At 35.3% G+C, this 25,530-nt stretch carries 27 protein-coding genes; 13 read left to right on the top strand and 14 right to left on the bottom strand.

The genetic code is table 11. From position 1 onward, the window contains the following. The 6 genes from CRV04_RS07135 to CRV04_RS07160 are packed head-to-tail and all read right to left on the bottom strand — an operon-like array spanning position 1 to position 6,944. Complete coding sequence (locus tag CRV04_RS07135) at positions 1-897, bottom strand: polyprenyl synthetase family protein (protein WP_128996149.1); 897 nt, start codon at positions 895-897, stop codon at positions 1-3. Between the two features lie 11 nt (positions 898-908). Beyond that, positions 909-1,211, bottom strand: a complete 303-nt coding sequence (locus CRV04_RS07140; RefSeq protein ID WP_128996150.1) for a DUF2018 family protein — start codon at positions 1,209-1,211, stop codon at positions 909-911. 12 nt (positions 1,212-1,223) lie between these two features. Further along, the gene (gene hisD / locus CRV04_RS07145; protein WP_128996151.1) at positions 1,224-2,522 is read right to left on the bottom strand and encodes a histidinol dehydrogenase; all 1,299 of its coding nucleotides are present in this window, start codon (positions 2,520-2,522) and stop codon (positions 1,224-1,226) included. Between the two features lie 8 nt (positions 2,523-2,530). Beyond that, entirely contained in the window at positions 2,531-3,043 is a 513-nt protein-coding gene (locus CRV04_RS07150) for a shikimate kinase (RefSeq protein ID WP_128996152.1), read from the bottom strand. A 36-nt stretch (positions 3,044-3,079) separates the two neighbouring features. Then, complete coding sequence (locus CRV04_RS07155) at positions 3,080-5,992, bottom strand: ABC transporter substrate-binding protein (RefSeq protein WP_128996153.1); 2,913 nt, start codon at positions 5,990-5,992, stop codon at positions 3,080-3,082. Between the two features lie 58 nt (positions 5,993-6,050). After that, on the bottom strand, positions 6,051-6,944 hold the full coding sequence (locus CRV04_RS07160; RefSeq protein WP_128996154.1) for a 1-aminocyclopropane-1-carboxylate deaminase/D-cysteine desulfhydrase: 894 nt from the start codon (positions 6,942-6,944) through the stop codon (positions 6,051-6,053). A 46-nt stretch (positions 6,945-6,990) separates the two neighbouring features. On the opposite strand from CRV04_RS07160, the gene CRV04_RS07165 reads away from it, so the two are divergent. Both CRV04_RS07165 and CRV04_RS07170 read left to right on the top strand, forming a co-directional pair. After that, complete coding sequence (locus CRV04_RS07165; RefSeq protein WP_128996155.1) at positions 6,991-7,464, top strand: MotA/TolQ/ExbB proton channel family protein; 474 nt, start codon at positions 6,991-6,993, stop codon at positions 7,462-7,464. Continuing rightward, positions 7,461-7,841, top strand: a complete 381-nt coding sequence (locus tag CRV04_RS07170; protein ID WP_128996156.1) for an ExbD/TolR family protein — start codon at positions 7,461-7,463, stop codon at positions 7,839-7,841. The genes CRV04_RS07165 and CRV04_RS07170 overlap by 4 nt, the downstream gene beginning before the upstream one ends. A gap of 312 nt (positions 7,842-8,153) precedes the next feature. Here CRV04_RS07170 and fbaA read toward each other — a convergent pair whose 3' ends face one another. Beyond that, positions 8,154-9,221 (bottom strand): class II fructose-bisphosphate aldolase, encoded by a 1,068-nt coding sequence (fbaA, locus tag CRV04_RS07175; protein ID WP_128996157.1) that lies wholly within the window; start codon positions 9,219-9,221, stop codon positions 8,154-8,156. A gap of 9 nt (positions 9,222-9,230) precedes the next feature. Beyond that, on the bottom strand, positions 9,231-10,067 hold the full coding sequence (locus tag CRV04_RS07180; protein ID WP_128996158.1) for a peptidylprolyl isomerase: 837 nt from the start codon (positions 10,065-10,067) through the stop codon (positions 9,231-9,233). Between the two features lie 248 nt (positions 10,068-10,315). On the opposite strand from CRV04_RS07180, the gene hsrA reads away from it, so the two are divergent. Next, the gene (gene hsrA / locus CRV04_RS07185; protein ID WP_128996159.1) at positions 10,316-11,002 is read left to right on the top strand and encodes a homeostatic response regulator transcription factor HsrA; all 687 of its coding nucleotides are present in this window, start codon (positions 10,316-10,318) and stop codon (positions 11,000-11,002) included. Positions 11,003-11,014: 12 nt separating this feature from the next. Continuing rightward, a complete protein-coding gene (locus CRV04_RS07190) occupies positions 11,015-12,307 on the top strand; it encodes a sensor histidine kinase (RefSeq protein ID WP_128996160.1) in 1,293 nt (430 codons plus the stop codon). On the opposite strand, the gene CRV04_RS07195 is transcribed toward CRV04_RS07190, so the two are convergent. The 6 genes from CRV04_RS07195 to moaA all read right to left on the bottom strand — a co-directional run bounded on the left by CRV04_RS07195 (position 12,304) and on the right by moaA (position 16,800). Next, a complete protein-coding gene (locus CRV04_RS07195; RefSeq protein WP_128996161.1) occupies positions 12,304-12,735 on the bottom strand; it encodes a CoA-binding protein in 432 nt (143 codons plus the stop codon). The two genes, CRV04_RS07190 and CRV04_RS07195, sit on opposite strands and share 4 nt — an antisense overlap. Next, on the bottom strand, positions 12,735-13,781 hold the full coding sequence (locus tag CRV04_RS07200) for a DHH family phosphoesterase (protein WP_128996162.1): 1,047 nt from the start codon (positions 13,779-13,781) through the stop codon (positions 12,735-12,737). Before CRV04_RS07200 ends, CRV04_RS07195 begins: the two co-directional genes overlap by 1 nt. Then, on the bottom strand, positions 13,778-14,179 hold the full coding sequence (locus tag CRV04_RS07205; RefSeq protein WP_128996163.1) for an RrF2 family transcriptional regulator: 402 nt from the start codon (positions 14,177-14,179) through the stop codon (positions 13,778-13,780). The genes CRV04_RS07200 and CRV04_RS07205 overlap by 4 nt, the downstream gene beginning before the upstream one ends. Positions 14,180-14,303: 124 nt before the next feature. Continuing rightward, entirely contained in the window at positions 14,304-14,576 is a 273-nt protein-coding gene (gene rpsO, locus CRV04_RS07210; RefSeq protein WP_128996164.1) for a 30S ribosomal protein S15, read from the bottom strand. A gap of 94 nt (positions 14,577-14,670) precedes the next feature. After that, a complete protein-coding gene (locus CRV04_RS07215) occupies positions 14,671-15,711 on the bottom strand; it encodes a hypothetical protein (protein WP_128996165.1) in 1,041 nt (346 codons plus the stop codon). A gap of 129 nt (positions 15,712-15,840) precedes the next feature. Next, positions 15,841-16,800 (bottom strand): GTP 3',8-cyclase MoaA, encoded by a 960-nt coding sequence (moaA, locus tag CRV04_RS07220; protein ID WP_128996166.1) that lies wholly within the window; start codon positions 16,798-16,800, stop codon positions 15,841-15,843. 107 nt (positions 16,801-16,907) lie between these two features. On the opposite strand from moaA, the gene CRV04_RS07225 reads away from it, so the two are divergent. From CRV04_RS07225 to CRV04_RS07260, 9 genes are all read left to right on the top strand, one after another. Further along, positions 16,908-17,567, top strand: coding sequence for a Crp/Fnr family transcriptional regulator (locus CRV04_RS07225; RefSeq protein ID WP_128996167.1), 660 nt, complete (start codon positions 16,908-16,910; stop codon positions 17,565-17,567). Between the two features lies 1 nt (position 17,568). Next, positions 17,569-18,570 (top strand): type IV pili methyl-accepting chemotaxis transducer N-terminal domain-containing protein, encoded by a 1,002-nt coding sequence (locus CRV04_RS07230; protein ID WP_128996168.1) that lies wholly within the window; start codon positions 17,569-17,571, stop codon positions 18,568-18,570. 187 nt (positions 18,571-18,757) lie between these two features. Further along, positions 18,758-19,084, top strand: coding sequence for a hypothetical protein (locus CRV04_RS07235; RefSeq protein ID WP_128996169.1), 327 nt, complete (start codon positions 18,758-18,760; stop codon positions 19,082-19,084). Between the two features lie 15 nt (positions 19,085-19,099). Then, complete coding sequence (locus tag CRV04_RS07240) at positions 19,100-19,759, top strand: c-type cytochrome (RefSeq protein WP_128996170.1); 660 nt, start codon at positions 19,100-19,102, stop codon at positions 19,757-19,759. Beyond that, positions 19,749-21,167, top strand: a complete 1,419-nt coding sequence (locus tag CRV04_RS07245; RefSeq protein WP_128996171.1) for a cbb3-type cytochrome c oxidase subunit I — start codon at positions 19,749-19,751, stop codon at positions 21,165-21,167. Before CRV04_RS07240 ends, CRV04_RS07245 begins: the two co-directional genes overlap by 11 nt. Positions 21,168-21,178: 11 nt before the next feature. Next, positions 21,179-21,331: a hypothetical protein gene (locus CRV04_RS12870; protein ID WP_164969133.1), complete on the top strand. Its 153-nt coding sequence runs from the start codon at positions 21,179-21,181 to the stop codon at positions 21,329-21,331. A 95-nt stretch (positions 21,332-21,426) separates the two neighbouring features. Beyond that, positions 21,427-23,076, top strand: coding sequence for a nitrite reductase (locus CRV04_RS07250; protein ID WP_128996172.1), 1,650 nt, complete (start codon positions 21,427-21,429; stop codon positions 23,074-23,076). A gap of 50 nt (positions 23,077-23,126) precedes the next feature. Then, the gene (locus CRV04_RS07255; RefSeq protein ID WP_228126507.1) at positions 23,127-24,704 is read left to right on the top strand and encodes a nitrite reductase; all 1,578 of its coding nucleotides are present in this window, start codon (positions 23,127-23,129) and stop codon (positions 24,702-24,704) included. After that, on the top strand, positions 24,701-25,516 hold the full coding sequence (locus CRV04_RS07260; protein ID WP_128996173.1) for a peptidylprolyl isomerase: 816 nt from the start codon (positions 24,701-24,703) through the stop codon (positions 25,514-25,516). Before CRV04_RS07255 ends, CRV04_RS07260 begins: the two co-directional genes overlap by 4 nt. Positions 25,517-25,530: the final 14 nt, after the last annotated feature.

Here is a 25,530-nt window from a genome sequence, read left to right on the forward strand (position 1 = left end):
TTAAAACTCTCTTTCAATCATCGCTTTCATAATCATAATTAAATCTTCACTGTTTTCATCTTGGAGTGCATCGATGGCTTCTTGACCTAGCACTTTTGCTTGTTTAATCGCTTCAGCAAGTGCACCAGTTTGAATCATTTGATCTTTAATCCACGTTTGTTGCTCTTGATTTAATGGTACTTTATACAAATCTTCTAATGTCTGTTTATCTTCAATTCTTTCATGTAACAGCAAGTAAGGAATTGTTACTTTTCCTTCAACAAAGTCAAGCATCGCAGGTTTTCCTAATGTTTCAGAGTCTTGAGTGATGTCTAAAATATCATCGATCATTTGAAACGCCAGTCCCAGATTTTTTCCATACAGAGCAAATTTTTCTTCATCTTTTTGTGCCATAATAGCAGCTGCTTTTGCTGCCGCTTCAATCAATGAACCTGTTTTTTTATAAATCATATCGATGTATTTATCATAGTCGCTGTTGAAACTTTGGGTTAAATCCACGTCCAACATCTCACCAATACTTAAAAGTGTTACGGCGTTAGAAACTGTGTACGCAACACGTTTGTCCATTTGTGAAAGTTCTGTAAAGGCTTTAGAATAAAGAATATCTCCAAACATGATGGCCGTTTTATTGTCATGCAAGGCGTTTACTGAAGGGGCGCCTCGTCTGGTATCGGCTTCATCAATCACATCATCATGAAGAAGTGATGCCGCGTGAATCATCTCAATGATTGCACACAGTTTGATGGTCTCTACATTTACTCCTGCAATTTTTAGAACCAATTTACTTCGCAACATTTTTCCTGTTGCCAATAAATCTAAAAGCTCTAAAGACTTTTTGTCATTACACTCTTGAACAAAGAGTCGTATTTGTTGTTTTACATCTTCTAACGCTTCCACTATACTACACCTTATGAGTCTAATCTACAGATAATTTCGCCTGCGAACTCCATGTAGAGACCTTTTTTCATCTTCTCTACTTCATCTGAATTTTCAAATGCATATTGATACAACATCTTGTCAATGTCAAAATGCTCTCCATGCTCTTTTGAAAGCAAGATTTCCATCACTGCAAATTTTTCAATGATTTTATCAATTTCATCTTGCACCACATCCTCACTGGCTTGTTGTACAATGTCAAAGAATTTTGATTTTGGGCTTCCCATAAAGATGTCATCTTCATCTTCAGTGAACCAATCTTTCATATAACTCATAGTTGTTCCTTCTTAGTGTTCGTTACGTAATCGTACACGTACAGACTCTGCGTGCGCTGTTAAACCTTCCGTATCTGCAAGCAGTGCGCACGCTTCACCCAACTCATCAATGGCTTCTTTTGAGAAGTTAATAATTGAAGATTTCTTCAAGAAGTTCTCCACATTCAATGGACTATAAAACTTCGCTGTACTTCCTGTAGGCAGTGTATGGTTTGGACCTGCAATATAATCCCCAATAGGTTCAGGTGTATTTTGACCTAAGAAAATAGCTCCAGCATGTTTGATTTTTGGTAAGAGTTCAAAAGGATTGTGCGTCATCACTTCTAAGTGTTCAGGTGCAATCTCGTTCATCAAATCAATTGCTTCATCCATGTTTTGAGCAATGATAATTGCCCCTCTTTCATCAATCGATTTTTTTGCAATTTCACGTCGAGAAAGAGTCTCCAAATAGTTCTCCACCTCTTTACTGGTATAGTTTGCAATTTCATCACATGTCGTAATCATAATTGAGCTGGCCATCTCATCGTGTTCTGCTTGTGAAAGCAAGTCAATGGCTAAGTAGTGAGGGTTTGCACTGCCATCACTTAAAATACCAATTTCACTGGGTCCTGCAATCATGTCAATATGTACTTCTCCAAAAACCAACTTCTTCGCAGTTGCCACAAAGATGTTTCCTGGTCCAGTAATTACATCGACTTTTGGAATAGTTTCAGTACCATATGCCATGGCTGCAACAGCACTTGCTCCTCCTACTTTAAAAGCTTTTGTGATTCCACACAGGTGACACGCAGCTAGCAACAGTTCATTGACTTCATTATTAGGAGTGGGAGTGCACACCACAATCTCTTCAACTCCTGCTACAATTGCAGGAATGGCATTCATCAAAAGTGAGCTTGGATACGCTGCTTTTCCACCTGGGATATATAGCCCCGCTCTGTCAACAGGCGTTACTTTTTGCCCTAAAATCGTTCCATTTTTTTCAAAATCAACCCATGATTTTGGCAGTTGTTTTTCATGATACGATTTGATTCTGTCATACGCCATATGCAAGGCACTTCTTAATTTATGATCAAGCTTATCGTACGCTTTTTTCATATCTGCTGGGTCAATTTGTAACTGCTCGTCGCTTTTCACATCCCATTTGTCAAATTTGGCAATGTGCTCTTTGATGGCTTGGTTTTTATTCTCTACAATATCATCAATGATACTCGTAACAATTGATGAAACCTCTTTAATATCTGTTTTTGCTCGTGCTAAGATTTGTTCAAATTGTGCTTTAAAATCAGCATCTTTTGTGTTAATAATTTTCATCTTGTCCTCTATCTTGTCTTTTCAATAATCTCTTGTACAATATCGTCGATCTCTCTGTTCTCTACGTTTACAACGATATTGGCAACATCTGCATAAATCGGTTGTCGTTCATCAAAGAGTTTTCGTGCCTCTTCAATGTTTTGTAACAGTGGTCTTTTTTTGAGCTTTTTTTTGGCATTTGGTGCAGCATTAATTCGATTTAAAATCCCATCAAATGTTGATTGTAAGTAGATGATGGTGCCTAAATTTTTAAAATTAGGACGTTTAAAAAAGCCTCCACCAATTGAGATGATGGTTCCTTGAACATTTTGCTCAATCCAGTTGGCGCACTCTTGCTCTAAACTTCGAAAATGTGCTTCCCCGTATTGGGCAAATATTTTTTTTATCTTTTGATTTTGTAAACTCTCAATTAAATCATCTGTATCAATAGCAAACATTTTTGACTCTTTTGCCAGTGCTCGTGCAATGGTGCCTTTTCCAACACCCATAAAACCCATTAGTATAATATTATCTTTTTTCATAGTCGTAGATTATATCGAAATAAAAGTAAATTTTAGTCAAAGTGGCAGATGAATCTTAAAATCAGCACCTTCATATTGCTTCTCATTATAGTAGTATTTGGTATTGCCCACCTCAATTTTTCCACCCATATGCGTTACAATGATTTGATGTGTCATATACAACCCAATACCTGTGCCATGACTTTTGTGTTTAGTGGTAAAATAGGGTTCAAAAATATGTTCAATGATATTTTTTGCTATACCGCCACCGTTATCTTTAATTGAAAGCTCCACCCAGTTATTTTCTCTTTTTTTGACATTGATGAAAATGTACCGTTCAGTCTCTTTATTTTGAAGCACATCTTTGGCATTATAAATGATGTTTAACAGTGCTTGTAAAAACTCATTTTCAAAATTATGAATGGTGACGTTGTCTACATTTTCATAAATGAGTTCAATTTGATTGCTTTTTAACATCCCTTCAAGCAAATGCATATTTTTTTCTAACAGACTTTTGATACTGAATGTACTTTTCTCTTTATCTTGTTTAAAGAAGTTCCTAAAGTCATCAATGGTTTGGGAGAGGTGCTGTACGGTATTATTGAGTCGTTCCAGTTCAACAACGGCATCTTCTTGTTTAAATCCACCATACTCCAATTGCAGTTTGAGTCCTGTTACGGTTGTACTGACAATATTGAGCGGTTGTCGCCATTGATGTGCAATATTTCCAATCATCTCTCCCATGGCTGCGAGTTTATTTTGTTGAGTCAACAGTTGCTCTTTTTTCTTCACTTCAGAAATATCAACCAAAGCAGAGATTCTCACCTCTCTGTCATTTAATACCACATTGCTTCCTTTGACCAACACAGGAAAACTGGTACCATCTTTTCGAAGTGCTTTTGACTCATACACAGAAGTGCTTTGTCTGAATTTTCGTCTGACTTCTTGAAAAGAGTTAGGATGAGAAAAATGCCGTATATGTAACCCTCTCATCTCATCTTTAGAGTTATAACCCATAATTTTAACGGCGGCATCATTCACATCAATACAAATTTGAGAATCAAACACAAACACCGCATCTAAAACACAATCAAAGAGTACTTCCGTACTTTTTAAAGACTTCTCCAGTTGCTGTTTAGTGATATGAAGCTCGTCATTGGTTTCAGAGAGTTTTTTGGATTGTGATTCGATTTTTTCATTGTATTTCTTCAGCTGCGTATTTCGAATAATGATTAGAATAATCACCGCTAAAAAGAAAACAACAATTTGTGTTATCAAGGCATAATCCATTGATTTTTCATATTTAACCGCGACCCATTTATTCAAAATCTCTTGTTGATTCCCCGTATTAATGGTTTCAATGACTTTATCTAGTAAACTTAAAAGTTTTGGCTGATCATTACGTACACCAATTCCTAACTCCCACTGTTCATCAAATTTTCCTGCAATTTTTAATTCCCCAATATAATAGTTTTGCAACTCATATCCCACCGTTGCTAAAGTTCCAACAAACCCAAACACTTTTCCTTGCGAAACAAGCTTTAAGCCTTCTCTTACACTGGAAACTTCCAACAGTCTATTATCAGGGTATTTTTGTTTCAAAATCTCTGTAAAAGCATAATTTCGAACAATGGCCAAGGTCTCTTTAGCAATTACATCTTTGACATTAGGAATAAAAAATTGATCATTTCTGGTTGCAACCACCAATGGAAAGGTCAAATATGGTTCTGTAAAATTTAAATATTTTTCGCGACTTTTTGTCTTCATTGCAAGCGATAAAATATCGCATCTTCTTTGTTTGGCATACTCAATTGATTGTGTCCATGTTTTTGTTGGTATGAGTTTGATGCTCATGCCTATTTTAGACTCAATAAGTCTCATATAATCGGATGTCATTCCAATATGTTCACCATTTTCAAGCTTTTCATACGGCATCCAATCAGGGTCAATACACATCGTAATGACTTTTTTCTCTTCAGCATAGGCTTTCTCTTGGGGTGTAAAAAAGATTGAAGTGTCAATCTCATTGGTACTGACATTGAGTTCAAAAATCAACTTGTCCAAATCAATTTTTTTGGAAGAGTTCTCACTATTAATGAAATAAAAAATATTTTTCTTTAAAAGCGTTTTATCAATTTCACCCATTTTATAAATTTCTGGCATGATGAGTTTTTCAACCTCATTGGCTTCAAACAGCAAGGCCTCTTTTGATTTATGTTGCGAATATTTTTTATAGATGATATCAACCATCTCTTCTTTATTTTTAAGTGCATATTGCCACCCTTTTTTAGTCGCATCCAAAAACTTTTTGGCTTTAATGGGGTCTTTTTGAATCTCTTCTTGTGTGGCAAATAAGTTTGAACCTAAACCATTGATTCCATAATTAATGGGATCAATAATGTTATACGGTTTTCCTGCTTTTTGCAGTTCAAACAGTTCATTTGAAATATAAGCACTCATAACGTCCACTTTGCCATCAATAAACTCTTTTGAACCAAAATTATGAGGATAGTAAGTGTATTGATCTTGTGTTATACGAAACTTATTTAACAGTGTACCCAAAACTGAGTTTGTCAATTCATTGTGCGAAGCCATGATGATTTTATTGCGTAAATCATACGGAGTGATAATATCTTGTTGAGCAACAAAAATGAGTGCTGAACGTTTAAAATAGTTTGCAAGCAGAACCACTGGCATCTGCTCATCCAAATAAGCAAGCAGTGATAGATCATAGAGTGCATAAGTCACTTCGTGAGATTTTAAATCTTGAATGATGTCTTGATTAGAAAACTCAATAAGTTCAACGTCCAAGCCCATCTCTTTATAAAAGCCTTTCTCTTTGGCGGCGATGAAACCAGCGAACTCAAATTGATATTTCCAGTTCAGTTGAAGTTTAATTTTTTCTACGTCTTGTGCTGCATAAGCAAAAGTGAAAAGAAATAAGGAAAAAAGAAAGAGCAATAATCTCATTTATATCCCACCTTTACCAAGATAGACCATTATAGCGACTTTAAGTTAAAAATATATCTTAAAAACTTATTTTTCTTTCATATCGTTCACACATAGAAGGGTTTCCTAATACTCCACCTTGATGAATATAAAGAGTGACACTCTGCTCTTTTTTATTTTTTAGATGCTCTTGTAAAGTGAGAAATCCCAAAGGATCATAAAGTAATTCAAACTCAATATGTGTCTGTTTTTTAAGAGTTTTATAGAGTTCATAAAACTCTGTATAGAGCTTTCCAAAGTGGTATTTTTTCTTTGGAACTAAAACCGTAGGATACTTTTGTAAGTTGGGTTCAAGATGTCTGAATTGGCTCATTAAATAATTCACATCTCCTACACAAGGGCATGTTAAAACTCTAAAAGGCAGATACTTTTGTAAAAAAAGTGCGGTCGTACCTGTACCACTGGGTAACATCACTTCCAGGTTTTCTATCTCTTTATCTTTTGCCCATTGTATGATTTCTAATGCCAGTTTTTTTATGCCATATTGAGCCTCTTTAACTCGTCCACCCTCTTCTAAAAAAAGCAGCGTTTCATCTGTGGTATCAATGCATTGAAGTACATAGTCATGAATAGGCATATCGCCCTTTTTTTCAATGATATTGGCTCCTAAATTCAGTGCCGCTTTATAGTTCCCTACGGGACTGTTTTTTAAATAAGAAGCAATATGATTGACGTAAAAATCAAGTTGCCATCTTTTTTGTTGTGCTAAAACCGCCAATGAATATAAAGAGTTTGCTTGAGCAGAGCCATAGGATACGAGCTTTTTTACTTTAGAAAAATCGTGCTCTAAAAAATATAAAAATTTTCGTGCTTTATTGCCACTGAAATCGTGACTGAGCAAATCATCTCGTTTGACATAGAGTTCAAAACCATTAAAATTTATTTTTTCTACGGGGGAGTTTATACCATTCATAACATAGATTATACTACAATAAGCAAAAAATTATTGAGGATGTTTTATGGATTTGATGGAATATGTTGAAAAAGGTGGAATCATTGTTTATATTCTCATTGCTTTAAATATCGTGGGCTTTACTATTATTATTTGGAAGTTTTTAACCCTGCCACGAAAAGAGAACATCACTCAAACGATTCTTTCAAAACTGGACTTGACTAAAAATATCAATGCTCAAATTGAGTATGAAATTAAACGTTTGGAAATAGGATTAAACTTTATAAAAAACATCGCATCTGTGGCTCCATTGTTGGGATTACTAGGAACGGTTATAGGGGTTTTAAAAGCCTTTGAAGCCATCAGTGAGAGCGGTTTAGGAAATCCTACGATTTTCTCTACGGGTATCTCTATTGCTCTGATTACAACCATAGCAGGACTTATTGTTGCCATTCCTCACCATATTTGTTATAACTACTTCATTGCCCTGTTGGATGAACTTGAAATCAAAGCAAAAAATGAGGCCAATACGCAACTATGAAACGACGTGAAAAGCTCAACATCGACCTCACCCCCTTAGTGGATGTGGTCTTTATCTTACTCATTTTCTTTATTGTAACTTCGGTATTTAAAAAAGAGGAATTGGCACTGATTTTGGATTTACCAAGCTCAGATGCGAAAGAGGCCAAATATGAAGAGAAAAACATCACCATTGAACTTGGTCCTGATAAACTGGCCTACAAAGGAAAAGTGGTGAATTTAAATGAACTGAACTTGGCGTTGATGAAGATACGAAATAAACAAGACTCCGTGATATTACGGATTGATAAAAATGTAAAATATCAAAAAGTGGTGGAAGTGTTGGATGTGTTGCAACGGCATAAACTCAATAATCTTGCTCTCATTACCGATGAATAATAATTAAAAACTATCTTTTAAAGTATCTCTGCGTCATATAAACAATTTTAAAATGCTTCTCTTCCTTGACATACTCTAAAATATGACTTTTTCACCTTTTCACTTTGAATTTAAGAAGCAGATGTTTATAAATCTCAAAAAATATCCCAAATCAATTTAATGAATTCTATTTTGAAAAAGTTCGAGGCATGAGAATTTTTAAAGTTAGGAGCATACTTGTAGTATGTGACTGAATTTGAAAATATGAATAACGAAGAAATTTAAAAAAAGAGAGTTCAGTAAATTGATTTATTTACCGTAAGGAAAGAACGCTTAGTTCTTTCCAATACATTGTAAGTCAGAGTATGCCGTTTCTAATCTCTTAATCATACTCTCTTGACCTGCTCGTAACCATTTTCTAGGGTCATAGTACCCTTTATTTGGTTTATCATCTCCATCAGGGTTTCCAATTTGGCCTTGTAAGTACCCTTTGTTTTTCGCTTCATACTCTCGTACTCCATCCCAGAATGCCCATTGAGTATCCGTATCAATGTTCATCTTAATCACACCATACTCAATCGCTTCTCGAATTTCAGAAAGCTCTGAACCTGATCCACCGTGGAATACAAAGTTCACTGGTTTTGCAGCGCATTGAAGTTTTTCTTGGATGAATTTTTGTGAGTTATCTAAAATCACCGGTGAGAGTTTCACGTTTCCTGGTTTATAGACCCCATGAACGTTTCCAAAACTGGCTGCAATCGTAAAGTGAGGACTGATTTGGCTTAACTCTTGGTGAGCATACGCCACTTCACTTGGTTGCGTATACAGAAGTGCATTATCCACATTGGTGTTATCCACACCATCCTCTTCTCCACCAGTAATACCCAATTCAATTTCTATCATCATATCAATTTCTGACATGGTTCTAAAATACTCTACACACGTAGCAATGTTCTCTTCAAGTGACTCTTCACTTAAATCCAACATGTGTGAAGTATAAAGAGGTCGTCCTGTTCTTTGAAAGTGATTTTTACCTGCAACAAGCAGACCATCAATCCAAGGCAAGAGTTTTCTGGCTGCGTGGTCTGTGTGTAAAATAACGGGGATACCATACGCTTCTGCCATGGTGTGAACATGCATCGCACCACTGATACCACCTAAAATGGCTGCATCATCACTTTTTAAACCTTTACCTGCAAAAAAACCTGCTCCGCCATTTGAAAACTGAATAATTACAGGTGATTTTGCTCTGTGAGCCGCTTCTAAAACCGCATTGGCTGAATCTGTTCCTACAACATTTACTGCTGGAATTGCAAATTGATTCTCTTTTGCATATTCAAACAATTTGTGTGCTTCACTCCCACTTAAAACACCCGGTTTAACAACGTCTAAGACTCCCACTTTTACTCCTTACTTGATACTGATATTTGCTTTTTTTCTTAATTCAGAGACCACGTCTTTGATATTGTTTCTGAATTTCTCTTGGATTAATGCTTGTTTGATTTTTACTTTTACATCATCAAAAGAGAGTTTTTGTGCTGGTGTTTTATCTTCTAAATAGATTACGTGATATCCAAATTGTGTTTTCACTGGAGATTTTGTGTACGCCCCTTTTTTCAATGCACTGGCTGCTTTTGAAAACTCAGGTACCATCTGTTTTGCTGAAAATTCACCTAAAGATCCACCATTTTTACCTGTTGGTCCTGTTGATTTACTTTTTGCTAACTCTGTGAATTTGGCCAATTTGTCTTTTGCACCATTAAGCTCTTTAATCACTGATTTTGCAGCCGCTTCGTCTTTTAAAAGAATGTGTCGCGCTTTGAGTTTTTCATCTGTTTTGAATTTCTCTTCGTTTTTTGTGTAATACTCTTTGATCTCTTTGTCTGATACGCTCACTTTTTTAAACTCTTCTTGCATCCAAATCTCTAAAGCCAAATCTTTTTTAATTTTCTCTAATGCCTCTTTAAAGGTTGCTTCTTTTTCAATGCCACTTGAAAGTGCTTTCTTAGTCAATAATTTTTTTTCAACCAATTGATTGATTACAGTCTCTTGTGTTTTTTCTGGCAGTGTGTCAAAATCAATTTTAGGGTTTCTTAAAACCACTGAAATATCATCTTTCGTGATATTTTCACCATCAACTGTCGCATATACATCTTTTGCGAGCAGACTTGTTGTCGTAAGTGCCAGTGTAGTCACCAGACTTAAAACCAATCTTTTTCCATTAAATACTCTGTTATTTGTTTGCATTATCTGTTTCCTTAATGTTTTGTAGGTTTTATTCTATCTTTTTTTTATTAACATAGTGTTAATTGACTGAAAGTAAAAATCGAATTGTACCATATTACTTATAAAGCAACTCCTTCAAATTTCAACAAATTTTAAAATTTACCTTAAAAACCCTTTAATTTTATCTGATCTTATGCTATAATGCCGAAAATTTTAAACTTAACTTAATCTTAAGCTTAAAAAACGCGACATAAAAGGGAATTAATTTAATGAGAATTTTAATCATAGAAGACGAAATCACACTAAACAGAACACTTCAAGAGGGTTTAACTGATTTTGGTTACCAAGTGGACACAGCAGAGAACTATAAAGACGCAGAATATTTTATTGACATTCGAAATTATGACCTTGTATTAACTGACTGGATGTTACCAGATGGTGATGGTATTGAACTTTGTAAAATTGTAAAAAACAGAAGTTCACGAACTGCCGTTGTGATCCTTTCAGCAAGAGATGACAAAGAGAGTGAGATTGAAGCACTGAAATCTGGAGCAGATGATTATATTAAAAAACCTTTTGATTTTGATATTTTATTAGCAAGAATTGAAGCAAGACTTCGATTTGGTGGAACAAACATCATTGAGATTGATGACCTGTCAATCAACCCTGATGAAGAGAAAATCATGTACGATGGTGAAGAGATTGAATTAAAAGGGAAACCTTTTGAAGTCTTAACACACCTTGCACGACACAGAGATCAAATCGTTTCTAAAGAGCAATTACTTGATGCTATCTGGGAAGAACCAGAATTAGTAACTCCAAATGTTATCGAGGTTGCAATCAACCAAATTCGACAAAAAATGGATAAACCATTAAGTATTTCAACCATTGAAACCATCAGAAGAAGAGGATATAGATTCTGTTACCCTAATACAGAAGATGAATCTGGTCTGTAATTTTCATTCGAAATGAAATACTCAAAAAGCATATATAAGCAGTTTTATCAAAAGCTTATATTTGCGACTTCACTGTTTATCATAACACTGTCCTTTATTTTTTATGGATACACCAAAGCAACCATCTACGAAGATATCAAAGATGGTCTGCTTTCAGATGCAAAACTCATCTACAAAGTGAGTAAAGAATCCAAAATAGAAACCGCCAATTTTAACGTAATTACACTGAGTGATGTCAACGTTGATATTGTTACCATTGATAATGTCAAAGACATCAAATACACCAATTTCAAACAAGATGATGACTACTACGTTCAACTCATTTATCCTTTTGATTTATCCACGAATAAATTTATTAAAATCACGCGAAACATCAACTCTTCTCGAAAGATGCTCAGTAAAATATTTAATAACATTTTATTGCTGAGTTTGGGTGGTTTTATCATGGTTATTTTGTATGCCTTTACCGTTTCAAAAACCCTTCTTAAACCAATTTTACAAATCACTGAGAAGCTTTCAAAGATGAATGAAAACTTCTTAACTCACATCGATAAAGAGCGACTGCCTATTGAGTTTCACCCTTTAGCAAACTCCATTAATACGTTAACCAATAAAATCCAAAACTTTGTAAAGTTTAAAAAAGAGCTTTTTATTGGGGCTGCGCATGAGCTTAAAACACCATTGGCCGTAGTGAAGCTGAAAAATGAAGTGACTCTGATGAAAAAAAGAGAACCAGAGAGATATGAAGAGACGTTGAAAGTGACCATCAAGGAGATTAATGACATGAATAAAATGATCTCTTCTATTTTGGACATGGGACGAGCCGAAGGGGCACAATTTGAAAAACCCATTGAGTTGGATATTGTCAACTTCATGCAATCAAAAATGAACGACTACAAACTTTTGGCCAATCAAAAAGAGATAGGACTTCACTTTAACAGTAAAGTCAAATCCTTTATTACCATCATTCAACCCACGCTTTTAACGCATATTTTGCAAAACTTCATTCAAAATGCCATCAAGTTTACACCTAAGGGTAAACATATCCATGTAAAGCTGTATGAAAACGAAGGCACCGCAGTGGTTGAAGTGATGGATGAAGGGATTGGTATCGATGAAGCCATTGACCTATTTGCTCCTTTTAAACGAGTGGGAGGAGAAGCAGGTGCTGGATTGGGTCTGTTTTTAGCTAAAAATGCTGCGGATTCATTGGGCGCAAGTATCGATTTGAAAAATCGAAAAGATGGAGTGAAAGGGACAGTTGCTACGCTGTGTTTAGCGAGCAACCCTACGTGTAAGATTTAACCAAAGATTGCTTTGTGTTCAATCTTGGTGCAGTGGTTTTGTACCACTTTCATTCCCGCATCACACGCTTTTTGTGCTGCAGCATTGTTGACCAACCCTAACTGTGTCCAAACACAATCAATGTCTCCTCGTTCAATACACGCATCCACTACTTGAGCAATCACTTCGGGCTTTCTGAAAATATCCACCATATCCACTTTAAAAGGAATATCTTTTAGACTTCTGTAGACTTTCTCTCCTAAGATTTCATCCTCTTTGGGATAAACCGGAACAATCGTAAATCCAGCATTTTTAAGATAGCTTGCCACCATATTACTTGCTTTACTTGTATCAGGCGAGCATCCAATAATCGCAATGGTTTTGGTCTTTTCAAAGATTGCTTTAATCTCATCTTGATTTGAGTTGACTGTTGCAAATTCACATTCCATTATTCACACCTTTTTAATCGTTCTTGCATAAACTGTTTGACATCGTCATAATTTATGGTTTCAACAAAGTCTAAAAGCTTTGCACCTGAGGCATTGGGGTGTCCTCCACCCTTGGCCATTTTTTCAGCCAACACTGCCACATTGACTTTTCCATCTGCTCGAAAGGAGACATTGCCTCGTTTATTCACATCGATAAAAAAATCATACTCTTTATTGGCTTTTAAAAAGGCATTAGCAGGGATTGAAATAGAACCTAAAGTATACGTTAACAAACCTTTATGCCCTTTATACATCACCGTGAGTTCCTCTTTTTTACTCTCTAAAGAGTGCACCAAGTGTTTGGCACTGAGATTATCGATGGTATCGACTTCAGTATCGCTTAATGCCAAATAGGCTTTTTTCATAAAGTGAATGGCATCATCGAGTTTAATATGTCCATGCGGTTCATCAATAAAACGTGATGCCTCTTTTAACAGTGCAATTCTGTATGCTCTGTTTTCATTGGCAAAAAGCACACTGTTGATCTCTTGGGCACGACTGACCATTCTCATCAATACTTTTCCAAACTCAAAGTTTTTGCTCTCATGATCCAGCCAAATATCCACTGCATTAATGGCATTCACTAAAGATTCAATCCAGTTTGACTCTTTAAAAGCATCATACTCTTTCACTAAATAGTCATAGACTATTTTCGTTGCACATCGAGTTGTATCAAGATAGTACCACTCATACTTGTTGGCACACTTTTCACCCGTAGCATGATGGTCCAAAAGTTGCAGATTTATCTTTGCGCCTGCTTCATTGAGTTCATTGACTGCATTGTGTAAATCTTTTGATTCATTCATTGTCAGATTTAAATCACTGATTAAAAGTAGAACCTCTTCATCTAAATGCTCTTTGATTTTCGATAAGGTTGTTTCAATACTCAGTTTGACTTCTAAACCATAATTGGCATTCAAAAAATATCCCTCTTTGAAAACCTCTTGAGTTAAAAGCTGACACCCATATCCATCTAAATCGGTATGCGAAATATGGAAGAGTCTCATTCAGCAATATCTTTCAAGGTTAAGTCTTCTAAAAAGAGGTTAATTTTAGCTTGCAAGTTGTTCAACAGTGGCCAAATGGTACAGCAACTTCCCAAATCAGATGGGCAAGAGTGTACAGAAGGTGAACACTCAAAAACCGAAGGTATTCGCTCTTCAGCTGCTGTGGTTATTTCTAAAATTGTAATTTCATCATACGGCTTGTTCAATGAAAACCCACCATTCACACCTTTATAAGATTTTACAATATTATTTTTGGCAAGATTTTGCATGATTTTCGCTAAAAAAGATTTAGAAATATTTAAATCACGTGAGAGTACATCGACGTTTTTAGGCTCATCACTTTTTGCAATAGAAATCAATGAAAGCAAAGCATATTCACTCTTTTTTGTAAGTAACATAAATTTCCTATTAATAAAATTTGTTCTATTTTACACAAAATAAGATTAAGGTTTGCGAAATTGAAAAAAATAGTTTGATTTGTTTATTGGAAGGGGGATATTTAAAGGCCAAGTGGCCCTTAAATTATTTAGCTCTGATACCTAAATCAGCAACTAAACTCGTAAATTTAGCGTAATCTGTTTTTCTAAGATATTTAAGAAGTCTCTTTCTTTTACCTACCATTTTTAGTAGACCTAATCTTGAAGAGTGATCTTTCTTATTGATTTTTAAATGTTCTGTTAACACTTTAATTTGTTCTGTTAAAATTGCAATTTGAACCTCAGATGAACCTGTATCTTTGTCATCTCTTCTGTATTTCGCAATAATGTCTGCTTTTACGTCCTGATCTAAAGCCATAATGACCTCCTGATTGGTATATAATCTCACTCTTTAAAAAAGTGGTCGCGTATTATATTAAACCTATTATTAAAACTTCTTTAAGAAAACAAGTTTACGCAATAAAGTCCAACGCAGAGATTACTCCCGCGGTGCCATCCTCTTTAAGATAAATCGAGTTTGATTTGAGGTGTGCCAAACTCTCATTGACCGATTTATCAATCGTAATATTGGCTTCTGAAGGAGTCAAATACAATGCACCAATTCCCACTTGCCCTAAAGCTAAAAGTTGGTCCTCATTTTCACTTGTTTTTGTCCAAATACGCAGTTGGTCAAAAATAGAGTCATTTTCATCTATCCAGTTGTTGCCATCCTCATCATACGCTGCTAACTCAGAAAAACCATCATTGGTATTGGGACCAAACATCTCATTTCCATTGTCAATCATGCCATTGTCATTTTTATCCAAGACTAAAAAACCATTGCCATCTTTTAACAATGGTATCTCTTCGCAACTTTCATCACTGTTGATATCAAACATGAAAGTGATCTTCTCATCAATCATATCAAATGCATGACACGATTGATCGTACTGAATCACCAACGGGTCTATAAAACTGATTTCTTCAAAATGAAGACTCTCTTTATGTCTTTCATAAAACTCTTGTGAAAAAGAGAGTTCCAAATCGACTGTTATCTCTTTGTCAGCTGTTTTAACTGTGGCTTGAGTTGAGAAATCAATGCTCTGTTTTTTACTATACTCAATGGTTCGCTCGATTTCCACTTTATGATATACGGCTATTTTCAGTGATTTTTGTTGGTTCACTGGTGTTTGATTGCATGAACACGCAACAGACTCTTCATTTTTAGGATACATTTTAATGGATTTACCACCCAATAAACGTTGTAAAATAAGCTCCAACATAATTTTCATCATCAATTCTCGAGCACTGAGATTTGATTCATTTTGTTGAAGCTCCAGAAGATTGGCAGTCTCATCGACCACTTCAAAAGTCTCTTTATTCTTATTCTTAGGGTTGTTGTCATAAGCTAACCCCAATACCTCATGTAAAAACGTCATTGCTTGTTCTGAGTGAATTTCCATCTGACTTTGTGTTGAAGTTTGCATGTTAACTTGTGATGATTCTATTTTCATAACGACTCCTTTCACCTTATCTGTTCTACTATAATAATATAAAAGAAGTCTCAAAAGGAAGAAAAAAAATGATAGAAATAATATTTTTTATCAAAAAATAATATTTTTAAGTTAATTTAAAGAAATGACTTAACCACCTGTTTCATAAAATGCACGGCTTGAAGTGTCATCCGCACTCCACTTATTTTTCTCTGGTTTATTAGCCAATACCTCTTTTAAAATAGCCACTGCTTTATCAATATCATTGTTTTTTATGGCTTCTTTGATGCTTTGTGCATCTTCAAAATACAAGCAAGGTATGAGCACTCCACTGGCTGTAAGTCGAACTCGATTACACGTGGCACAAAAATCATCTTTATGTGGTTCAATGATACCAAAAACATAACCATCATCCAATATATAATCTTGTGATGGAGAGCTGCCCGTTCGCTCTAACTTTTTAAAGTTATATTTTTGAGCAATAATGGCTTGTATCTCTTCAGAAGTATATCCTTTAGCGCCACTGTATGCATGTTGATTCTCCATAAACTCAATGAACCGTACGGTATAACCTCTTTGTTTACAAAACTCTAAAATATCAACTAATTCTGTGTCATTGACTCCACGCATGGGTACACAGTTGATTTTGATTTTAAGTCCTACATCATGAGCTGTTTGTATCCCTTTTAGCACCGTACTTAAAACATCTTTTTGTGCTATTTTTGCAGCCACATCGGGTTTAAGTGAATCTAAAGAGATGTTGATACGTTTAAGTCCTGCACTTTTAAGTTTTTGTGCTGCTTGTGGAAGTAAATACGCATTGCTTGTTAAAGCTAAGTCAATGTCATTTTTATAGTCATAAATCATTTTAATAAAATGTTCAAGCCCTTCTCTTAAAAGAGGTTCTCCTCCAGTGATTCTGACTTTTTTAATGCCCTCATCTATGGCAACTTGTACAAACTTAAACAGCTCTTCATACGACAGTAAGTTCTCTTTAGGTACCCAAGAAAAAGGCTTTTCAGGCATACAATACTGGCATCTGAAGTTACATCTTTCGGTAACCGATACCCTTAAATAATCAACCACACGGTTGTGTCCATCTACTAACATCTCTATCCATTTAATTATAAATTTCGTTAGGATAATATAAAATTGCTTAAGAGGAAATCTAAAAAAAATTCTACTTTGACGAAATAAAGCAGAGTTTGGAGCTAATATTGAATATTTCAGAAACCATCCGTAACATTGACTTTTTTAATAACATCACAGAAGACCAACTTACGGTTTTAAAAGAGATTTGCAATGTTCAATCATACAGTAAAGACTCTATTTTATACTATGAAAATGAGAATTCAAACTCACTTCTGTTTTTAGTAGAGGGGCTTTTAAAGATCTATAAAATTGACAAATATGACAATGAAATCTTTCTTTATCATATCTATAAAAACTCAATGATCTCAGAAATCACCTCATTTGAGCAACATGAAATTTTCTGTTTTTCAAATGCAGAATTTACAAAAGATTCAAAAATCTTATCGATAAACTTTGAACAGTTCAATGAGCACTTTTTATCTAAAAACATTTTCGTGAAAGAGTTTATGAACGAATTGTTAAAAAAAACGCACCATTTACAATGTGTGTTGAATCGAGAACTGGTGTTTGATGCCACAGCTAAGGTCGCATTCATGTTGCATCATGACTTGGAAATGTTCAACTCACTCAAACGACAAGAAGTCTCTTTTTTATTGCACATACAACCAGAGACACTCTCACGAGTCTTAAACCGTTTAAAAAGAAATAACATCATCGAAATCAGCAGTTCAACAGTGAGTATACTCAACAAAGATGCGCTCACTGCAACCTTTATGGGAGTCTAACATGAAATCACAACGTATCAGTACCAAAATCAAAACTTTGGGCGTACTCTTTTTTATTCTTGTTGTGGCACTTATTGTCACTACAATTTATCTCAATCAAAAATCCAAACAAGATGCTTTAATCATCAACATTGCAGGTAAAGAGAGAATGCTCTCTCAAAGAATTGCAAAAAATATTTTTTATACATACCATATAAAAAGTACCCAATTTACAGAATTAGAGAGTGCTGTGGATGAATTTATCTATGGATTAAATTCACTCAAAAATGGAAATCAATTGCTTGAAATTGATTCAGCACCCACACAAGCCATTGCCAAACAGTTTTACATCATTGATGTGATTTGGAATAACTATCTAAAAAACGTCAATGAGTTTAAACAAAACATGCTACAAAAAAGTTTTCAAAAAGCAGAACACAATCTTGAGGTAGTTTATAACACCAACAATGCACTTCTTCAAGAGGTTGATACTTTGGTTTCATTATACACCAATCATGCACAAGGGAAAACCCAATACATCATCTATTTTCAGTATGGTGCAGCTTTGGCATTGATAATATTGTTTATCTATGGCTTTTTTAAACTGCGAACCATTGAACTCAATGCAAAAAACTTTATTCAATCAACAAAACAACTGATTGATTCAGATGATGTGGAAGAGCTCAAACCTCTTCAAATCAATGCTGAAAGCGAAATTGAGGAAGTATCAGATACGATCAACTGCTTTATCAATAAAATCAGCTCTGCTATGAATCACTCTGCGCAAGCAATTGAACAATCTAAACAAGCTTCACTGCAACTTGAAGAGATCACCGATGAATTTGATGAAATTTTAGATTCACTCAAAGACTCTGCAAGTATATCTAAACAGCTTAATATGAGTGAAGATATGGTGATTGAATCCACAGAAGAGTTGATGAACTCTACGCGAAGACTTGAAGAGCTAAAAGCGCAACTTGATCGTCTTAAAGAGGGGTGTAAAGAGGAACGTAAAAGTTCATAAGCACTCTTCGACTCTTTTTTATCAATATACAACAGCTCTATTTTATACTCTCTTTAAGAATATTAAAAAATACTTAATTTTATATTTTATTTTTAAAACTTAAATTCATTGATATACATCAATCACATTTTTTTTGTTTTCCATTAAAATTATCTTCAGTTCAGTATAAATTCGGAGGATAGAAAAAATGGATGCACCACTAATTATAAGACCTGAGATTGCTCTTGAGAATTTTTTTCCTATTTTTTTGTCATCTGCATTTGTAATTATACTCGGGCTTTTTTACATTGGTATTTTTACTCTTGTAAAAATCAATAAGTTAAAAAGCGGCTTTATGCCAGTGGCATACGTTTTTTGGCTTGCACAGACATTTTGTCTATATTACTTGGGAATTCTAATTCGAAGTGAAGCTTTTACACAATATGTGTTGATGGCCGCAATGTTTGGCTTTTTAGTCATTCCACATTTCATTTACTTTTTATTAGAAAAAACTCATGAAAATGTAGAACATTAAATAAAGGAGGTTGTAGTGACTGATAAAAAAGTTTCAGTTTGGGGCAGTAATCGTTTCTGGAAACGTTCTGCTGCATGGGTAACTGGATTTAGTGCTGCATTGTTGGTATGGCTTACGTTTGATACTATTCCACAAATCACGATGGGAACAGATGCTGATTTACAAAGTGGTATTACCAAAAGAGTACCAGCACCTACAGTTATCAACTACAAAATCACTTATGAATTGAGTGATAAAAGAGGTCATGAGGTGCCAGTAATTGGTGAAAAAGAGAAGTTTTTTGGGCGAGATGACTATTCTGAAGAAGAAGCCATGGAATTGGTGAACTTAGGGAAGTTAGCATCTCAAGCAAAGAACTGTATGGATTGCCATACACTATTAGGAAACGGTGCGTATTATGCCCCTGATTTAACAAAAGCGTGGTTAGATCCAATGTGGGCAGATAATGGTTCATATCAAGCCATGACAGGTCAAGCGACAAAAGAGGATGCCATGGTAGAGTTTTTAACCAACCCTTCATCATATCCATCTCATGAAAGAATGATGCCAAATTTAGGTATCACTGAACATGAGGCAAAAGGATTGGTAGCATTCTTAAAACATATGTCTTCAATTGACACCAACGGTTTCCCTAGAAACTTTGGAAAGATAAAAGGAGCTGTAAATGGAAAATAGTTTAAAGTGGGAATCACAAAAACTAGGTACATGGTATTTTACATTTGCTGCAGTAATCTTTGGAGCACAATTGCTTTTCGGTTTAATTGCAGCCATTCAATACCTTTACCCAAGCTTCTTATTTGAAGTATTGGATTTTTCTATTGCCAGAATTGTACACATCAATGCCTTAGTTGTTTGGCTACTGTGTGCGATGATTGGTTCAGTGTACTATATCATGCCTGAAGAGACTGGAATTGAAACCGTCGGTGTGGGTATTGGAAAACTGTTGTTTGGTATTTTAGTTGCTGCTGTTACAGTGGTGGTGCTTGTTTATATTTTAATTCAAGTAGGCCCTGCTGATCACTCAACATTATGGTTTATTACACAAGGACGAGAGTATATTGAAGCACCTATGTGGGCAGATATTGGAATCGTTGTAGTTGTACTTGGATTCTTAGCCAACGTATATTTAACATCCATCAAAGGTGAAAGAACAGGAATCATGACGGTTCTTATGGCAGACTTACTTGCATTAGCAGGTCTTTATCTTGCAGGTATGTTCTATACGGCAAATATCTCAATGGATCAATACTGGTGGTGGTGGGTTATCCACTTATGGGTAGAAGCTACTTGGGAAGTATTTGTTGCTTGTTTAGCAGGTTATGGTTTAATTAAAACCATCGGTGCATCACGACAAATTGTTGAGATGTGGTTATGGATTGAAGTTGCAATGCTTTTTGGTTCTGGTATTTTAGGTATTGGACACCACTATTTCTGGATTGGTACGCCTGAGTACTGGTGGGAAATTGGTGCACTTTTCTCTGCTTTAGAACCTGTACCATTGATTGGTATGTTTGTTCACGTTATTTATGACTGGGGAAAAGAGTCTGGTCATGCCGCAGCAGAAGGACACAAACATGAAATTTCAAACACACCTGCATTCAGCTGGTTTGTTGTCAATACCTTTGGTAACTTTTTAGGTGCTGGGGTTTGGGGATTTATGCATACATTGCCACAAATCAACCTCTATACTCATGGTACACAATGGCCTGCAGCACACGGTCACTTAGCGTTCTATGGTGCTTATGCAACCATCTTAATTGGTATGTTTTATATGGGAGTTCAAGGTTCAAATAATATTAAATATTTACGAGCAACCTTCTCATCTAAAATGGCCATTACGTTAATTACTGGTGGTGTTTTAGGGATGACTGTAGCATTGACAATCTCCGCGTATGTTCAAACAATGATTGAAAGAGCTCAATGGGGTGCAACTTGGGTTGGTTACTTTGCCGCTCAAGAGAGTACTTGGATGACTCAAAGTTATGGATGGCGTTTAGCAATGGGTGTAGTCACCTTCATTGGTTTCTTATTCCTTGTTAAAGACCTTTTAAGTATCGGTAAAAATCCGAAACATGTTCGGTAAAGGAGCAGACAATGATTGAAGCATTTACAGATGTGGTTCCAAGTTTCTTTGGAACACTGAATCAAGGACCAATGACTTTAACCATCTTTCTTCATACAGTAATTATACTTCCAATGTTTTGGATTTATGCACAAGAAAAAAGAAGAATGGAAGAAGAGAATTGATGTAACCATACGACACGTACAGTAGCGGTTGGGGGACTTCTGCTGTACGTTTGATTATCACTATGATAAACATAATTTTATATAAGGAGAAGAGTATGAAATTATCGAAAATATTAAGTATTGCAACCATTGCTTGCATCGGTTTTGTAAGTCAAGCAACCGCAGGAGAAATCAAACTTTCTGATGCCGAGATGAAAAAAGCAACACAGGTCTATTTTGATAGATGTGCTGGTTGTCACGGTATGTTAAGAAAAGGTGCATTAGGTCCATCTTTAGAAGCAAGTAAATCCAAAGAGATGGGTACAGAGACACTTAAATATATCATCAACAATGGTACTCCTGGAGGAATGCCAGGATGGGGTAAAACTGGTGAGCTTACAGCTGCTGAAACAGAGCTAATGGCAAAATATATTCAAATTAAAGCACCTCAACCACCTGAAAAATCTATGGCGGATATGAAAAAAACCCACAAAATTTTAGTGCCTGTTAAAGACAGACCAAAATCACCTGAAGCTAAAAACTGGAAAGATTACTTTGCAGTTATCTTAAGAGATGTAGGTAAAATTGCAATTGTCGATGGTGTAACCAAAGACGTTGTTTCGGTTGTACCTTCTGGGTTCGCAACACACATTACAAGAACAGGTGCATCTGGACGATACATGTATGTTATTGGTCGAGATGGGAAAGCCTCTATGATTGACTTATGGATGAAAGAACCTAAAAACGTTGCAGAGATTCGTACGTGTAACGATGCAAGAGCAATTGATACATCTAAACATCCTGACTATAAAGATAAATATGCGATTGTAGGTTGTTATTGGCCACCATCAATTGTTACTTTGGAAGCAGATACATTAGAACCATTAAAAATTGTATCAACTGCAAGTTATACATATGATGAAAATGTATTTACAAGAGAAGCAAGAGTTGCTGCAATTATTGCTTCACACGATAAACCTGAATGGGTTGTCAATATTAAAGAGACAGGTCAAGTTTGGTTATACGACTACTCTAATGTTATGAATCCAAAAATTACCATGGTAGAAGCTGAAAGATTTTTACACGATGGGGGTTGGGATTTATCAAAACGATACTTTATGACAGCAGCCAATGCTAAAAACATCATCTCTGTTATTGATACAAAAGAAGGAAAACTTGTTGCCAATATTCCTTCTCAAGGGAATAAACCTCACCCAGGTCGAGGGGTCAATGTTGATCATCCTAAATATGGACCAATTTGGGGTTCAGGACACATCGGTTCAAATGATATTATCTTTATTGGAACGGATCCAGAAAAACACCCTAAAAATGCATGGAAAGTAGTTAAAAAAATTGCTTTACCTGGTGAAGGTGGAGGAAACTTATTTGTTAAGGGTCATCCAAACAGTCAATACATCTTTGCAGACAGACCGGTTAATCCAAACCGAGAGCTACAAACACAAATTTATGTGATTGACAGAGACTCATTAGAAGTAGTTAAAACCATCAAAATTCCTAAAAAATATCTTAAATCAGGAATGACTGAAGATGGTAAAGAAGTTAAAGCAAGAGGTCCAGTTCACTTTGAATTCAATGCAGATGGTTCAGAAGTATGGACAAGTATCTGGGGGAACAAACTTCAAGCCTCGCCAATCTTAGTATTTGATACAAAAACATTAAAACTTAAAAATGTAATTGATGACAAACGATTAATTACACCAACAGGTAAATTCAACGTAACAAATACAATGACAGATACATACTGATTTTTATACTGCCAAACCTTCGGGTTTGGCACTCTTTTACAGGAGCTTTTATGCAACTTTTATTCACTTTTATATCACTGATAACTCTTTTTTTATGTAATGCCTTTGCATTAGATTCAGCAGCAGGCCATATGGTTGAAGCATTGCCTAAAAAAGAAGTTGGCAAAATACTGTATAACCAATATTGCGCTTCATGTCACCACACACAACGTATTGGACGAGAGGGGCCACCGCTTTTACCCAAATTTTTACGAAAATATCAAGAAAAAGATTTGGCACAAAAAATCAAAAATGGTTTTCCACAAACACTCATGCCCAAGTTTGACTTTTTAAATCCATATGAACTCTTACAATTAGCGCGTTATATCAAATCTCCCATTGATACCCATATCGCATGGAATGCGTCCAATATGAGAGACTCCATCGTCTCATTTAATGATCCGTTGTCTCCATTAGCAATAAAAAACAAAGAGCAAATTCTTCCAGTAGTAGAGCGTGATGGCAATAAAGTTTGGGTCATGGAAGATACAAGAATACTCTCAAAATTTCATTTAGATAATGTCCATGGTGGCATCAAATACACCATGGATGCCAACAACATCTATGTCCCCACACGTGATGGTTTTGTACAACGTTACTCTTTAAAAACCGGTCAGCGAATGAATAAAGTACGTGCCTGTATCAACTTAAGAAATATCTCTTTAAGTCGTGATGGTTCTCATATTTTTGCAACGTGTTTGTTACCTGAACAGATGGTGGTTTTAGATGCAAAGAGTATGTTGCCTAAAAAAATTCAAAAACTTGAAGGAAAAATCTCTGCTTTGTATGAGTTCTATTCCAAAGACAAAGCCATATTCACTTTTAGAAACAAACCACTGCTTGCAATGGTGGACACTAAAACATTTGATATTACTTACAAAAAAATCAAAGAGCCCATTGAAGACTTTTTTATTGACCCATTTGAGGATTTTCTTATTGGTACCGCACGACGAGGCAACATCTTAAGCGTGTATGATTTAAATAAAAATGAATATGTTTTTGAACATGAAATGAAAGGGATGCCTCACCTCTTTTCTGCAACCTATTGGTACAATAATGGGGATTTCTATTTTGCAACACCGCATATCAAAAAACCTTATGTCACGGTTTGGAAAATGTATGATTGGACATTTATTAAAAAAGTCGATATACAAGGGGATGGTTTTTTTGTAAAAACCCACCCTTATACCCCTTATCTTTGGGCCGACAATGGCAGCGATAAATTAGTACTGATTGATAAAAATGACTTTTCTACTAAAACCATTACCCCCAGAAAAAACCAACAATATATTCACACAGAATACAGTGGTGATGGGAAATATGCGTATTTGAGCATCTATGAAAGAGAGGGTGCTATTGTGATTTTGGACACCCAATCTTTAAAAGAATTGACTGCATATAAAGCCAACATGCCTGTAGGAAAATACAACTTTATCAATAAAAACAGAGTATTTTATCCTCGTTTATTTGGAATGGATATCTTTAAACAACGCTGCAACAATACCCTACCTTGTCAACCAGAAAATCTCTCAAAATATGAGAAAAAAAGTCTGTTTGATTATCTTAAAAGTATGAAGGAAGGATCATGAAAAATACTCTGTTATATTTGATTATTTTTACAGTTTATCTCAATGCAACCACTTTTGCTGTTGTCAACAATGAAAAAGTGACCATAGAGGACATCAATGCCATCATCAAATCACACGAGGATATCCCTGCTTTTTCAGCATTGAGTCCAAGAGAAAAAGAGCTTGTAATTGACCAAGCCATTGAGCAAAAACTCATTATACAGCATGCAAGAAAAACAAATATTCCACAACAAAAAGATTTTATAGACTCTTTAGAAGTGATTAAAAATCAACTTATAAAAGAGTTTTGGTTCAAACAACAATTTCAAAACATCTCAGTGACCAAACAAGAGGTTCAAACATATTATAACGAACATCAAGCAAACTACAAACAAGAGTTTATGCTCAAAGCACGTCATATTATTGTCAAAAGTGAACAAAAAGCGCAACAGCTCATCAAAGAGTTGCAAAGTACACAAAAAGATGTTCAAAAACTCTTTATCGAATTAGCACAAAAACACTCTATTGGTCCAAGTGCTTCTAAAGGGGGTGATTTGGGTTGGTTTAAAAAAGGACAAATGCTGGATACTTTTTGGAATAAAGCGAAACACCTCAAAGAAAAAAGCTTTACATTAACTCCGTTACAGACGCAATACGGATATCATATTATCTACTTGGATGCCAAACAACAAGATAAAACACTCACACTAAAAGAGATTTATAGCACCATAGAACAAGAGGTTCAATTGCAAAAATTTCAACATTTGATCTCACAACAAATTCAACGTTTAAAAAAAGAGGCACATATTGAAGTGCAATATGATAATTTCTGATTTGAATCAAGAAT

This window comes from Candidatus Marinarcus aquaticus (assembly GCF_004116335.1).
Lineage (GTDB): Bacteria > Campylobacterota > Campylobacteria > Campylobacterales > Arcobacteraceae > Marinarcus > Marinarcus aquaticus.